Source organism: Streptomyces griseorubiginosus, from assembly GCF_036345115.1.
GTDB lineage: Bacteria > Actinomycetota > Actinomycetes > Streptomycetales > Streptomycetaceae > Streptomyces > Streptomyces griseorubiginosus_C.
This window is the reverse complement of sequence record NZ_CP107766.1, coordinates 1218632-1233372: the sequence shown is the minus strand read 5'-3', so window position 1 is coordinate 1233372 and position 14741 is coordinate 1218632. Positions and strand designations below refer to the sequence as shown.

General features: G+C 70.6%; 8 protein-coding genes. 7 read left to right on the top strand and 1 reads right to left on the bottom strand.

What is annotated here, in order from left to right; all coding sequences use genetic code 11:
* Window positions 1-78 precede the first annotated feature (78 nt).
* Window positions 79-3039, bottom strand: a complete 2961-nt coding sequence (locus OHN19_RS05730) for a GH59 galactosidase (RefSeq protein WP_330263088.1) — start codon at window positions 3037-3039, stop codon at window positions 79-81.
* A 167-nt stretch (window positions 3040-3206) separates the two neighbouring features.
* Here OHN19_RS05730 and OHN19_RS05725 point away from each other — a divergent pair, with 167 nt between their 5' ends.
* From OHN19_RS05725 to asnB, 7 genes are all read left to right on the top strand, one after another.
* On the top strand, window positions 3207-5021 hold the full coding sequence (locus OHN19_RS05725) for an ABC transporter ATP-binding protein (RefSeq protein WP_330263087.1): 1815 nt from the start codon (window positions 3207-3209) through the stop codon (window positions 5019-5021).
* An 875-nt stretch (window positions 5022-5896) separates the two neighbouring features.
* Window positions 5897-7267, top strand: coding sequence for a sugar transferase (locus OHN19_RS05720; protein WP_330263086.1), 1371 nt, complete (start codon window positions 5897-5899; stop codon window positions 7265-7267).
* A 73-nt stretch (window positions 7268-7340) separates the two neighbouring features.
* Window positions 7341-8657, top strand: a complete 1317-nt coding sequence (locus tag OHN19_RS05715; RefSeq protein WP_330263085.1) for a nucleotide sugar dehydrogenase — start codon at window positions 7341-7343, stop codon at window positions 8655-8657.
* The gene (locus OHN19_RS05710) at window positions 8647-9915 is read left to right on the top strand and encodes a glycosyltransferase family 4 protein (protein WP_330263084.1); all 1269 of its coding nucleotides are present in this window, start codon (window positions 8647-8649) and stop codon (window positions 9913-9915) included. Before OHN19_RS05715 ends, OHN19_RS05710 begins: the two co-directional genes overlap by 11 nt.
* Window positions 9912-11279 carry a Wzz/FepE/Etk N-terminal domain-containing protein gene (locus OHN19_RS05705; RefSeq protein WP_330263083.1) on the top strand — a complete coding sequence of 456 codons (1368 nt, stop codon included), beginning with the start codon at window positions 9912-9914 and terminating at the stop codon, window positions 11277-11279. Before OHN19_RS05710 ends, OHN19_RS05705 begins: the two co-directional genes overlap by 4 nt.
* The gene (locus OHN19_RS05700; protein WP_330263082.1) at window positions 11276-12796 is read left to right on the top strand and encodes a Wzz/FepE/Etk N-terminal domain-containing protein; all 1521 of its coding nucleotides are present in this window, start codon (window positions 11276-11278) and stop codon (window positions 12794-12796) included. Before OHN19_RS05705 ends, OHN19_RS05700 begins: the two co-directional genes overlap by 4 nt.
* A gap of 3 nt (window positions 12797-12799) precedes the next feature.
* A complete protein-coding gene (asnB, locus tag OHN19_RS05695; RefSeq protein ID WP_330263081.1) occupies window positions 12800-14734 on the top strand; it encodes an asparagine synthase (glutamine-hydrolyzing) in 1935 nt (644 codons plus the stop codon).
* Window positions 14735-14741: the final 7 nt, after the last annotated feature.

Sequence of the window (14741 nt, the reverse complement as noted above, 5' to 3'; positions counted from 1 at the left end):
GGAAGGACGCTTCCGTTCGCGGGCCCGCTCCACAGGTCGCCGCTGCTCACCTCGCCGCCGGTGGGCAGCCCGCGCCGGTCAGGCCTCCTTGCGCACCAACCCCTCGTACGCGGCGGTGAGTCTGCTCGCGAGCTGGTCCACGCCGAGGGTGTCGAGGCCGCGCTGCCCGTCCACGGCCGCCCTGGCCGCCGAGCGGGTGGCGCTGAAGACGGCCCAGGAGTCCGCCGTCCAGTCGGACCGGTCCGGGGATCCCACCGCGTCCAGAGCGGCGCGCAGCGCGGTGGTGTCGACCCGGCCGTCCACGTCGCCCGAGAGCGCGGTGAAGGCGTCGAGGACGAGCTTCCCGGACTTCAGGGTGAACGTCACCGTGTGCCGGCCCTCCCGCAGGCCGCGGAGCGAGTAGGTCGCCTGGCGCTTGTCCGTGGCGACCGTCCTGGCGTCCCGCGCGATCGGCCGCCCGTCCACGGCGACGTCGAGGACGGCACTGCCGTCGTTGCCGCCGATGACGTCGATGCCCGTCCCGGAGAACGGGACGGTGACCGTCGCACCGGCGGTGGTACCGGTCGACGTCGACCGGTACCAGTTCATCGCGTCCCCGAGCGAGGCGTTCCGGCTCCACGTGCCGTCGTAGACCACCGAGCCGTCCATGTTGTCGGTGAGCGTGCCGGCGTACGGCGTGTATCCGGCGACCTTCTCCACCTTCAGGTTGTCGAACGCGACCTTGTGGAAGTCGGTGCCGAGCTTGACGCGGCCCCCGGTCGCCGGCGTCGGGTCCTGGTAGTCGGCGACGGCCTGTCCGTCGACGGAGACGGTGACGTGGGCTCCCTTGGCCTCGACGGCGAGGCGGTAGCCGTCGGAGGCGGGGACCGTCCCGGTGCGGATCACCGTGCCGTAGCGGTAGAAGGTCCAGTTCCCGGACGGTCCGATCCCGACGCTGTACGCGGCGTCGGTCGCCGCCATGCCCTTCTGCTGGCGCACGCCCAGGGTCGCGAGACCGCCCTGCGGGTCCGGGAAGGACACGTCGACCGAGGCCCGGTAGTTCTCCCAACGGAAGTCGCCGACCGTGGTGTTGGGGGTGTTCCGGTTCCAGGCGCCGGTGTCCTTCATGGACTGGTCCAGGTACTGGTAGAGGACGTTGTCACCGCCCGCGTCCTTGCCGACCTCCCACGCGCCCGTCTGGTCGACCAGGTAACGGGGCTGGTTGCCACGGGAGTCGAGGTACGACCGGGACACCGTGCGCGCCCCGTTGTCGGTGCCGACCCGGACCCGGCCTTCCTCCCGGTACCCGAAGTCGTCGGCGTACAGGACGGAGTCGCGGGTGTCGTGCCGCTTGCCGCTCGCGTCGGTGTCCAGGACCGTGCGGGCCGCGGACCCGGGCAGGCGCTGCTTCGTCGCCTTGTCGTGGCTGCGGTCGAGCGTGGTGAACGTGACGATCGAGCGCGGCTCGACCTGGTAGGTGTAGTAGCCGTCGCCGTCGGGGCGGATTTCGGCCGCGAGGTGCTTGAAGTTCGCGTCGTAGGCCTGGCCGGGGTCGGCGGCGCGGGTCTCCCAGACCTCCAGGGTGGCGTCGTCGCCCAGGTCCATGTTCTCGGCCTTGATGCGGTAACTCTTCGTCCGGTCGCTGTCGTTGACGGCGATCGTCGAGAAGTCCCGCTTCCTGGGGTCGGCGAGCGTCATGTAACTGGGCGCGCCGTTCGAGCCGTCGACGTTCTCGGTGCCGCTGACCCCGCTGTAGCTCGCCTCGGGCACGGTGCGCCAGATGCCGGCCGTGTTGGTGTCGTTCTCCCAGCCGGTCCTCGCGAACTGGGTGAAGTGCTGCATCACATACAGCGCCGCGTCGTAATGGATGTTCCCCGACCACGGGTCGCGGGCGCTGACCAGCTCCTTGTGGCTGTACTGGGCGCCCTCGTAGAAGGCCCCGATCGCCGGCTGGAAGATGTAGTGCGTCCGCTTGGAGTTGGCGTAGCTCTTCACGGAGCGGTTGGCGAGGTCCAGCGCGCTCTGCACGCCGCCGATGCCGGTGCTCGCTCCGTTCGGGCCCTCGGTGTTGTTGACCCGGTAGTCCGTCCAGCCGAAGGAGCCGACGCCCTCGCTGTACCAGACCTCCTTGTCCTGGCCGTGGGCGTTGTCACCGGTCGCCAGCTTCGTGTACGGCCGGTAGGTGGCGCTGTCGGGGGTGCCGTCGAGACGGTCGTCGGTGGTGTAGTGGTAGCCCACCGCGTCGACCATGCCGAAGAGTTCGGTGTCCGTGAGCATCGCCGGGCCGATGTTCTTCGTGGTGTTCTCGTCCGAGGCGACGATCTTGATGTCGTGGTACGCCTTCGCGGCCGCGGTCTGCTGACGAGGCGTCAATCCGTATCGGGCGTCGGTGAATTCGGTGTCGTTCGTCAGCGCGTTCTTGTACCACTTGACGAAGGAGAGGTCCGGCTTCGTGGTCTCGTTGGTGTCCGGGTTCACGTAGTCGACCATGTACCCGTACTTCTCGTACGCGTCGAGGATCGTCTCCTTGTACCACTTGTACATCTCGTCGGTGCCCGTGCCCTTGTTCCACTCGGTCTGGACCCACTGGGGCATGACCCAGCGCAGGATCGAGACCTTCAGCCCCGGGTTCACCGTCTTGGCGTCGGCGGCCAGTTGGAAGCCGGGGGAGCGGGACGCGTCGGCGAGCTCGTCCGCCGTGCGCATGGTCGCCGGGTCGGAGCCGGTCGAGGTGTTGGTGTCCGAACCCATCTCGATCTTCACGTGGTTGATCAGCGGGTTCCGTCCGCCGAACAGCACCCTGATCAGCTGCCAGTAGCGCTCCGGGTGCTCCGCCTTGTAGTCCATCAGCAGATTGCTCGTGCTGTTGCAGCTGAGCAGGCCGAGGCCCTTGTAGGTGAGGCCGTTCACGTTGTCGGCGCGTACGTCGTGCCCGTCGACCACGATCTGCACGGGATCGTCCGCGGAGTGGGCGGCGGGGGCCGCGGTCACCCCTGCCGCCAGTGCCATGGTGGTCGCCGCGGCCAGTGACGCCCAGCCGAATCTTCGCTGCATACCCATTCGGGGGACCGTAGGTGGCAAGCGCTTTCTGGGTCAATCCCCTTGCGTCACTTGGGAATTGAGGAGCCCCCTCGGGCTCACCCGCCGTAAAACGCGTGGACCGCGAGGCGGCCGTCACGGGACACTGCCGAACTCGGACCGCTACTCCCCATACACACAGGGTTAGGATGCAGACGCCTGAGCTAGAGAAAGTCACACCGCGCAAGGGCGCGGTGCTCCTCGCACTTCGTTACTACGGACGGGAGTTGGGCCGACTCCGCCGGCTGACGGCTCCCGCCATGCTGCTGTTCGCGCTGGGCGGCATCGGCCTCAACTACGTAGCCCCCCTGGTCGTCGCGAAACTCGCCGGTGACATCGCCGACGGCGGCGAACTCACCGTCGGGTCGGCACTGCCGTACATCCTGGGTTTCGCCGGTGTCCTGCTCCTCGCTGAGGCACTGTGGCGGGTCGCCCTGCACTGCATGAACCGCCTCGACGCCCTCGGTATCGAGCACCTCTACGTCATCGGCATGGACGAACTGTTCGCCAAGGACGCCACGTTCTTCCACGACAACTTCGCCGGGTCGCTCACCAAGCGCGTCCTGAGCTTCGCCACCCGTTTCGAGCCGTTCGTCGACACCCTGTGCTTCCAGGTCGTCGGCAACGTCGTACCGCTGCTGTTCGGCTCGGTGGTGCTCTGGCAGTACGAACCGCTGCTCGTCGTAGGGCTGTTGACGATGATCGCGGTGACGGCCCTCTGCGCGGCCCCCCTCATCCGGCACCGCCAGCGGCTGGTCGCCGAGCGCGAGGCGGCGGTCGCCCGGGTTTCCGGGCATGTCGCCGACAGCCTGATGAACATGGACACCGTCCGGGCGTTCGGCGCCGAGGCACGCGAGGCCGCCGAGCACCGCTCCCGCGTCGCGACCTCACGCCGGCTCATGCTCAGGTCGTGGGACTACGGCAACCTGCGCATCGACACCTTCGTCGCGCCGATGTCCGTGCTGACCAACGCGCTGGGCCTGCTGCTCGCGGTGACCCTGGGCGGCGGCGAGCACGGCGTGGAGGCGGTGGTGGTCGCCTTCACCTACTACTCCAACGCGACCCGGATCATGTTCGAGTTCAACCAGATCTACCGCAGGCTGGAGAGCTCGATGACGGAGGCCGCGCAGTTCACCGAACTGCTGCTGAGCCCGCCCACCGTGCTCGACCCGCCGTCGCCCGAGCCGCTGGTGCCCGGGGCCGCCGACGTGCGCTTCGAAGGGGTGAACTTCAGCCACGCGGGAGCGGGCCGGCTCTTCGAGGGGCTCGACCTCGTCGTGCCCGCCGGGACCAAGGTCGGCCTGGTCGGACGCTCCGGCGGCGGCAAGACCACCCTCACCCGGCTGCTGCTGCGGATGCAGGACATCCAGGGCGGCCGGATCCTGGTCGGCGGCCAGGACATCAGCCGGCTGCGCCAGCGGGACCTGCGCGGCCTGATGGCGTACGTGCCCCAGGACCCGGCGATGTTCCACCGCACCCTGCGCGACAACATCGCCTTCGCCCGGCCGGACGCCACCGAGGCGGAGATCCGCCGCGCGGCCGAGGCGGCCCACGTCACGGAGTTCGCCGACGCGCTGCCGGACGGCTTCGACACGCTGGTGGGGGAGCGGGGCGTGAAGCTGTCCGGCGGCCAGCGCCAGCGCGTCGCCCTCGCCCGGGCGATCCTGCGGGACGCGCCGATCCTGCTGCTCGACGAGGCGACCAGTGCCCTGGACTCGGAGAGCGAGATCCTGGTCCAGGAGGCGCTGTGGCGGCTCATGGAGGGGCGGACGGCGCTGGTGGTGGCGCACCGGCTGAGCACGGTCGCGGGCATGGACCAGCTCGTCGTCCTCGACCGCGGGCGGATCGTGGAGCAGGGCAGCCATCAGGAGCTGCTCGCGCTGGACGGGCCGTACGCGAAGCTGTGGCACCACCAGTCGGGGGGTTTCCTCGAAGACGACCCCGTGGAGGCCGAGTTGCGCTGAAGGGGGCGAGCGGGGGCACGGAGGAACCGGATCGGCGGTAGCGGCGGACGTCAGTGCCCGGTCCGGCCTTCGGCTGCCGGCGGGTGGCCTCCACGAGGCTCCCAGCCGGGGCGAGTTGGAACAGTCCGTCCGGCCAAGCAGTCCCGCCCGGCCTGCGGAATCCGGCCGTCTTGATCGGCCGAGCCACCCGGCGGTCACCCCCGCGGGACACCATCTCTGCAAACGAAACTCCCGTCGCCGCAGGTCACGGGGCCCGCTTTCGTGGCCGAAACACTCGCTGAAGTGATGGCTCCACTGCCCCATCTCCAAATCGTAAGCACATATTCCACACATCCCCCCTTGCAGAAGGGTCTCGATGGTCTAGATTGACCTTGCTGCCCATGGTGGGACACGGGGCGACAAATAGTGATCTATGGGTCCAGCGCTGCGGATACTGAGCAGAAACGTCTCGGCGCCAGGCTCGGGGGTGAGGGGGCTCGGAACCCGATGGGGGCTTCGGGTGCAGGGGGCATCCGAGGTTTCCGCAGGTTCCTGTCCGACGCGAGAGCTGACGGAACTAGCAAGTCTGCTGCTGCCAAGGGGTGTTCTTTACGCAACCTTGACGTAGGCATGCCATGCGCGTGTGGGGGGGCGGTGCCTCCCTCGGGAGGAACAGTGCGGCGCAGGGCGGGGGGTCCTGCGAGGAACGGTGCGGGAGGCGGGGGCCTCCCGGGGGGAGGAACGATGTCTGGCAACCACGTCGTACCACAGGGGACCGGGGGGGTGCTGTGCGGGAGGGGGGAATAGTCAGGCCCCTTCCGTCGGCGCACGAGCGTCTGACGGGTGGGGCGGCAGGCCAGTCGGCGAACACCTGGGAGCAGCGGTACCGCCGTACCGTGATCACCAGCGACACCCTGACCACCGCCATCGTGGTGGCGGGGATCGGCGAGTTCTTCGGGGCCCGGGACGCGGCCAACTGGCATGAGAAATGGGGCATTCTCGCGTTCGGCACCGAACTGCTGGTGCTGGCGGCGCTCGCGGTGGGCCGGGCGTGGGCACCGGCCGTGCTCGGCCAGGGTGCCGAGGAGTTCCGCAGGCTCGGACGGTCCCTGTTCGCGGCGACCGTCGTGCTCGCGCTCGGCGGGATCGCCCTCACCTCACGCAACATCAAGCTCTGGATCTTCGTCGCGATCCCCACCATCGCGCTGGTCACCATGACCGCGCGCTATGTGCTCCGCCTCGGGCTGCACAAGCAGCGCAAGGAAGGGCAGTGCCTGAGACCGGTGCTCGCCGCCGGGAGCCCGGCCACCGTGAGCGACCTGATCAGCCGCACCCGCAAGTTCCCCCACCTCGGATGGCGGGTGGACGGCGTGTGCACGACGGACGGCCGCGGGTTCGACGGTGACGAACTGGACGGAGTGCCGGTCATCGGCCAGCTCACGGACGTCGCCAAGTACGTGGAGAACGACGGCTACCGGGTCGTCGCGATCACACCGGACCCGTACTGGACACCGGAGCGGTTGCAGCGGCTGGCCTGGAACCTCGAGGGCAGCGAGGCCGAAATGGTCGTGGCCCCGGTGCTGATGGAGGTGGCCGGCCCGCGACTGCACGTCGACGGCGTACTCGGGATCCCGCTGCTGCGGGTCAGCATGCCGACGTTCACCGGGGGCCGCCGGGCCATCAAGGCGGTCGCCGACCGGCTGGGCTCGGCGATCCTGCTGATCCTGTTCGCGCCGCTGATGATCCTCGTCGGACTGCTCGTGGTGGCGGACAGCCGGGGCGGGGCGTTCTACAGCCAGCGCCGAGTCGGCAAGGACGGCCGCGAGTTCACCATCCTCAAGTTCCGCACCATGGTCGTCGGGGCCGACCTGGCACGCGCCGAACTGGCCGACCGCAACGAGGGCGCGGGGCTGCTGTTCAAGATGCGCCGGGACCCGCGGGTGACCCGGGTCGGCACCGTGCTGCGCCGGTACTCGCTCGACGAACTCCCGCAGCTCTTCAACGTACTGACCGGATCGATGTCGCTCGTCGGTCCGCGCCCTCCGCTGCCGGAGGAGTCCGCCGCGTACGGCCCGGACATCCGGCGACGACTGCTGGTCAAGCCCGGCCTCACCGGCCTGTGGCAGATCAGCGGACGCAGCGACCTGCCGTGGGAGGAGGCCGTCCGCCTCGACCTGCGGTACGTGGAGGACTGGTCGCTCGCCCTGGACGCGGTGATCTTGTGGAAGACGCTGCGCGCGGTGCTCTACGGCCAGGGGGCCTACTGATGTGCGGGGGGCGTCGCCCGGACGGCGGGCAGTCGGCAGGCCACAAGGGCCTGGCCGGGGGGAGGAGCGGGTCATGAAGATCAGCGTGTTCGGGCTCGGCTACGTGGGCTGCGTGTCGGCCGCGTGCCTGGCCGGCATGGGGCACGAGGTCATCGGCGTGGACGTCAACCAGGTGAAGGTCGACCTGGTCAACGACGGCAAGGCCCCGGTGGTCGAGGAGCGGATCGGCGAACTCACCGCCGACGTCGTGCGGACCGGAGCACTCCGTGCCACCACCGACGTCCGTGAGGCGATCATGGGCAGCGAGGTGTCGCTCATCTGCGTGGGCACCCCGTCGGAGCCCAACGGCAGCCTGTGCACCACCTACTTGGAGCGCGTCACCGAGGAGATCGGCGCCGCGCTGGCGGAGCGGGGCGGGCGGCACACCGTGGTGTTCCGCAGCACCATGCTCCCGGGCACCTGCCTGAACCTCCTGGTGCCGATCCTGGAGAAGAACATCGGCGGCACCGCCGGAGTGGACGTCGGGGTCGCGGTCAACCCGGAGTTCCTGCGCGAGGGCACCAGCGTGCGGGACTTCTTCGACCCGCCCAAGACCGTCATCGGTGAACTCGACCAGGCCAGCGGCGACGTGGTGGCCGCGCTCTACGAGAGCCTGCCCGGCGAGGTGTTCCGGGTGCCGGTCCCGACGGCCGAGGCGATCAAGTACGCGGACAACGCCTTCCACGGCCTGAAGATCGGCTTCGCGAACGAACTCGGCGCCGTGTGCCAGGCGTTGGGCGTGGACTCGCACCAGGTGATGGACGTCTTCCTGGCCGACCGCAAGCTGAACATCAGCCCCGCCTACCTGCGGCCCGGCTTCGCCTTCGGCGGCTCCTGCCTGCCCAAGGACCTGCGCAGCCTGGTCCACGCGGCGCAGCGGGCCGACGTCTCGGTGCCCATCCTCTCCCACGTGCTCGCCTCCAACGCCGACCACCTCCAGCGCGCGGTGGACCTGGTGGAGCGCACCGGCAAGCGGAAGGTGGGCCTGTTCGGGCTGTCCTTCAAGCCCGGCACCGACGACCTCCGCGAGAGCCCGCTCGTCGAACTGGCGGAACGGCTCCACGGCAAGGGGTACGACCTGCGGATCCACGACGCCAACGTGAGCCTCTCCCGGCTGATGGGCGCGAACCGCGAGTACATCGAGACCCGGCTGCCGCACCTCGCGCAGCTGCTCGCGGACTCCGTCGAGGAGGTGCTCGACCATGCCGAGGTGTGCCTGGTCGGGACCAAAGACCCGGCCGTCCTCGCGGCCCTGCCGCACGGCGGCGGCCCGGTGATAGTCGACCTCATCCGCCTTCCCGACGCCGAGACGCGCCGGACCGAACCGGGATACATGGGCCTTGCTTGGTAACGAAGTCAGCGGCGACGGCAACGGCCGGCGCGCGCTGATCCTGGTGGAGAACCTGTCGGTGCCGTTCGACCGACGGGTGTGGCAGGAGTGCACGACCCTGCGCGACGCGGGCTGGGAAGTGCACGTCATCTGCCCGCAGGGCGAGAAGCGGGACACGGAGCCGGAGGCGGTGATCGACGGGGTGCGGATCCACCGCTACCCGCTGCGCGCCGCCACCGGAGGCCCGTCCGGCTACCTCAAGGAGTACGGATCGGCGCTCTGGCACACGGCCCGGCTGGCCCGCAAGGTCGGACCGGTCCACGTGGTGCACGCCTGCAACCCGCCCGACCTGCTGTTCCTGTCGGCCCGCTGGCTGCGGCGGCGCGGCGCGCGGTTCGTCTTCGACCAGCACGACCTGGTGCCCGAGCTGTACCTCTCCCGCTTCGACCGCGGCAAGGACCTGCTCTACCGCGCCGTGTGCGCCGTGGAACGGCGGACCTACCGGGCCGCGGACATCGTGCTCGCCACGAACGAGAGCTACAAGGACGTCGCCGTCAGCCGCGGCGGCAAGCGGCCCGAGGACGTCTACGTGGTGCGCAGCGCGCCCCAGATCGAGCGCTTCCAACCGGTGCCGCCCGAGCCGGAGTTGAAGCGCGGAAAGCCCCATCTGCTCTGCTACCTGGGCGTGATGGGCCCGCAGGACGGCGTCGACTACGCCCTGCGCGCCCTCGCGAAGCTGCGCGACGAGTTCGGGCGGACCGACTGGCACGCGGTGTTCGTCGGCTCCGGCGACGCCTTCGACGCGATGGTGGAGCTGTCCCGGGAGCTCGGACTCACCGACCAGGTGCAGTTCACCGGACGCATCCCGGACGCCGACCTGGTGCGCTACCTGTCCACCGCGGACGTGTGCCTGTCTCCCGACCCGCGCAATCCGCTCAACGACGTGTCGACCATGAACAAGGTCCTCGAGTACATGGCGATGGGCCGGCCGATCGTCTCCTTCGACCTGAAGGAGGCGCGCGTCTCCGCCGGTGACGCCGCCGTCTACGCGCCGGCCAACGACGAGACCCGGTTCGCCGAGCTCATCACGGAGTTGCTGGACGACCCGGACAAGCGGGCCCGGATGGGCAAGATCGGCCAGGAGCGGATCGGCGGGCCGCTTTCCTGGAGCAATTCTCAGGCGTCACTGCTCGCCGCCTATACCGCCGCCTGCCGGAACCGCGACGCGGTGCCGGCGAGCGGTCCGGTGCGCACAAGGAAGAAGAGGCAGCGCAGTTGAACGAAGACACCATCCGCCTCGTCACGATCGGGCGGATACTCCGACGGCGGTGGCGGCTCCTGGCCGTCCTCGCCGTGGTGGGCGCACTGTTCGGATACGGCACCTCGGTGCTGGTGTTCCCGCCGCGGTACACCGCGTCGGCACCGGTACTGCTGCCAGGGGTGTGGGAGGAACGGGAGCTGCTCACCCAGGTCGACATCGCCACCAGTCTGACCGTGGTCGACCGTGCGGCCGACGCCCTGCACTGGTCCGACGTCAGCCGCTCCGAGCTGCAGGACGACGTGAGCGCCTCGGCCGCCGACGGGAACATCATCACGATCTCGGGCACAGCCGACACCCCGGAGCGCGCGCAGCGGCTCGCCGACGCGGTGGCCCAGCAGTTCGTGCAGTTCGCCGCGCAGGTCGCGGGCAGCGGCACCGACGCCTCGGTGGCCGCGCAGACCGAGGCGCTGCGCAAGCAGGTGACGGAGACCAACCGGCGCATCTCCGAGCTGGCCGACGCGGCCGATCCGGGACAGACCGTGGAGAGCGTGCAGTCCCGCACGGCGCTCGAGAACCTGCGCACCTCGCTGGAGGCGGCCATGAAGAAGCTCGAAGAGGCCGACCCGTCGACCGGCAAGTCAGGCATGGTCGTCATGGGGGAGGCCCCCCGGCCCACCGGTGAGGCACCGCCGACCAGGATTCAGCTCACCGTCGGCGGGGCGCTGGTGTTCTTCCTGCTCGCGGTCCTCGGTCACCTCGTCGCCGCACGGATGAACCGCCGACTGCGCACCGAACCCGAGATCGCCGCGGCACTCGGCTCGACGCCGCTCGGCGCCGTGGACGTGCCCGGTGAATGGCCCGCGCACGCGTCGCAGGGCGGGGGCCGGACGGCCCGGATCCGCCGGCTCGTCGGTGCCGACACCCGGTGGGACGTACCGCCCCTCCAGAAGTCCGGTGACGAGGCGGACCGACGGCTCCGTTACCGGCGGGTGTGCGCCCGCCTCCGGGAGCAGCTGCCGGCTCCCCGGCGGCTGCTGGTCGTCGTACCGGACGGCGACGAGATCGCCCGCCGGGCGGCGGGGCAGCTCCTCGCCGAGGCAAAGAACGATCCACTGCTGCGGGTGGTGGAGGTGTCGGTGGACCGGCCGATCGTGCCGGACCGGGAGACGGAGAACGGTGCCGTGGTGGTCCTCAGCGCGAACAGCCGGACCGCGGAGGAACTCGCCGGCATCGCCGAGGCGTGCGCGGACGGCCGGCACGAGATCGTCGGCGTCGTCGTCGCGGGCCCGGTCCAGGCCGGCCCCGCGCGTGCCGCCGCCGACCTGCCGGACGACGCCACGCTGACGTTCGCGGTTCCCCGCGCGACGGGAGGTCGGGCGTGACCACGAACACGACTTCAACGGAGTCGGCCGCCACCCCGCTCCTGGACGTGCAGGCACTGGTGGTGGCGGTGCGCAGGCGCCGCCGCCTGTGGTGCGCCATGGCGGCCCTGGGCTTCCTGGCCGGCCTGGCGGTGGCGGTCCTGCTGCCGCCACCGCCGAGCGCGATGACCAAGGTGCTGGTCGCCCACGCGGAGGACCAGCCCAACGACACCGGCACGCTGATCCGCACCGACGTCGCGCTGCTGCAGACCACACGCATCGCCGACGCGGCCCTGAAGTCCCTCAAGTCCCCGGAGAAGCCCGAGGACTTCATGAAGGACTACCGGGGCACCGGCCTCACCAACAACCTGCTCCAGATCGATGTGACCGGCGACGACGACGCACAGGCGGTGGCCCGGGCCAAGGCACTGGCCGACGCGTTCGTCGCGGACCACGTGCAGCGGATGAAGGCGACCGCGCAGGCCGAGTCCAAGGCCCTGCTCGACCAGCGTGACCGCACCCGCCGCGAGCTGGCCACGGTCAACAAGGAGATCAACGAACGAGCCACGACCGGCGAGGTGACGGGCGCGGCGACCATCGAGTCGCTCTACGCCCGCCGGGCCGAACTCAACTCGCGGATCGCCGACTTCGACCAGCGCGCCGCCGACGCCCGCACCGGCACGCCCGCGGTCATCGCCGGCACGCAGATCGTGGACGCCCCGAGCGCGGTACGGCACTCCCTGCCCAAGGCCGCCGCCACCGACGCCGGGATCGGGCTGGTCCTCGGGCTCTTCCTCGGGCTCGCGCTGGCCGCGGTCGGCGTGGTGGTCGCGGACCGCCCCGTACTGCGCCGGGACATCGCGGCGAACCTGGGGGCCTCGGTCATCTCGGAGCTGCCCCGCCGCTCTGGCAGGCCGTGGCAGCGCCGACGGACCCGGCTGGCCCGGGAACGGCTCACCGCGTCCCTGGCCCGCACCGCGCGTGGCTCCGCGGAACCGCTGTCGCTGCTGGAACTGGGCTGTGCGCGCAGCACCAGCGCGATCGCCCTGAACGTCGCCAGGGCACTGTCGGCCGACGGGCCCGTGGTCGTCGTCGACGGTCTGCCGGGCTCGGAGCTCTCCCGCCGCCGCCCCAAGCCGGGAGACCCCACCGTGGTCAGCGGCGAACAGGCCGCGACGGTGCCGGACCACGGGCGCCTGCTCGGCGTCGGCTCGGTGGCACCCGGCACCGCGTGGACCGACCTCCAGTACCTCGGTACCCAGACCGTGCTCGTCGTGCGTGCCGGGCACGGCAGCGCCGCCTGGCTGCACACCGTGGCGCGGCAACTCGCGGACCAGCGCATCGCGGTGGTCGGTGTGGTGCTGATCGACCCCGATCCACGGGACCGGACCGACGGCACGCTCTGGGACGGGCTGCACGTCGCGCTGCGGGGACACAGCGAGCGGACGGCCCGGCAGAACGGGAACGGCCAGGTGAAGACGGAACGACAGCCGATGTGGGCCGCACGGATCCCGGACAGCGACCAGGAGGTGCGGTAGCACATGTGTGGCATCGCAGGGACGTACCGATGGCCGGACGGCAAGATCGTGACCGACCGGCTCACCGACACCCTCGCCCACCGCGGCCCGGACGGGTCCGGCCGCTACGGCCACCCCGTCGGTGACGGCGAGGTGCAGCTCGGGCACCGCCGGCTGTCCATCATCGACCTGTCCGAGACCGGCGCCCAGCCGATGGTCAAGGACAGCCTCGTCCTGACGTACAACGGCGAGCTGTACAACGCGCCCGAACTGCGGGCCGAGCTGGAGGCCGCCGGGGTGCGCTTCCGCGGCACCTCCGACACCGAGGTGCTGCTCGAGGCCTGGCGGCGCTGGGGCACGGACTGCCTGCCCCGGTTGCGCGGCATGTTCGCGTTCGGCGTCTTCGACGAGCGCACCGGCGAACTGGTGCTGGTCCGCGACCAGTTGGGCATCAAGCCGCTGTTCCTGATCCGGCGCGACGGGGGCCTGGCCTTCGCCTCCGAGCTCAAGGCGCTCGCCGCCGCGACCGGCGGCAAGCTGGAGGTGGACCACGCGGCGCTGGTGGCCTCGCTCCTCTACTACTGGGTGCCGGACTCCCGGTGCGCCTTCCGCGAGGCGGAGAAGCTGCCGCCGGGGAGCTGGCTGCGGATCCGGCCCGACGGCCAGGTGCAGCGCGGCCGGTTCTGGAACCTCAAGGACGTCGCGGCAGAGGGCCAGGCACGGGCCCGGGCCGGTGAACAGCCGGACCTGGCCGCCGTCGTCGAGGAGTCGACCCGGCGCCACCTGCTCTCCGACGTCCCCGTGGCGACCTTCCTGTCCGGCGGCCTCGACTCGAGCTGGCTGACCGCCCTCGCGGCCCGCCACCAGCCGGGGATCTCGGCCTACACGATCGGGTTCCGCGCCGAGGACGCCCGGTTCGAGGCCATGCCCGACGACCTGCGCTACGCCCGGCAGGTGGCCCAGCAGTTCGGCGTCGACCTCCACGAGATCGAGATCGCCCCGAACGTGCTCGACCTGCTGCCGCAGATGACGTACTCCCTGGACGAGCCGATCGGCGACCCCGCCGCGATCAACACCTTCCTGATCTGCCAGGCGGCCCGGGAGGCCGGGGTCAAGGTGATGCTCTCCGGGATGGGCGCCGACGAGCTGTTCGCCGGCTACCGCAAGCACCTGGCCAATCTCCTCGCCCTGCGCTACCAGCGCGTCCCGCGGCCCCTGCGGCGCGGGGCGTCCGCGGTCGTGGACCGGCTGCCGGTCGCCACGTCCCGCCGGGGACTGCGCTCGGTGCGCTTCGCGAAGCGGTTCCTGTCCTTCGCCGACCTGCCGGAGGAGACCGCGTTCCGGCGCAGCTACACCATGTACGACCAGGACGAGCTGCTCGCCCTGGTCGACCCGGACCTGGCCGGGACGGTCGACGACGTCCTGACCGAGCACGCGGACATCTACCAGGACAACGAGCTCGACGACTTCGTCAACCGCATGTGCCTGGGCGACGCCCGGATGTTCCTGCCGGGCCTGAACCTCACCTACACGGACCGCTCCAGCATGGCCGCCTCGACCGAGGTGCGGGTGCCGTACGTGGACGTCGAGGTGGTGAAGGCGGCGTTCACCGTGCCCGGCGACCGCAAGATCGTCGGACGGCAGGGCAAGGCGGTCCTCAAGGAGGCGGCCACCTCGATCCTGCCCCGGGAGATCGTCTACCGGCCCAAGGGCCTGTTCAGCGCCCCGCTGCGGGCCTGGATGAGCCGGGACCTGGCACCGCTGGTGCGCGAGGTGGTCAACGACGGTGAGCTCGTGCGTTCCGGGTTCCTGCGCCGTGACGCGCTGAACCGGATGGTCGCCGAGGACGCCGCCGGACAGCAGGACTTCTCCAAGCATCTGTGGCATGTGCTGACCCTCGAGTACTGGTACCGCGACGCGACCTCCGGGTCCGGCCAGAGCACTCGGCAAACGGCTTAGGAATCAG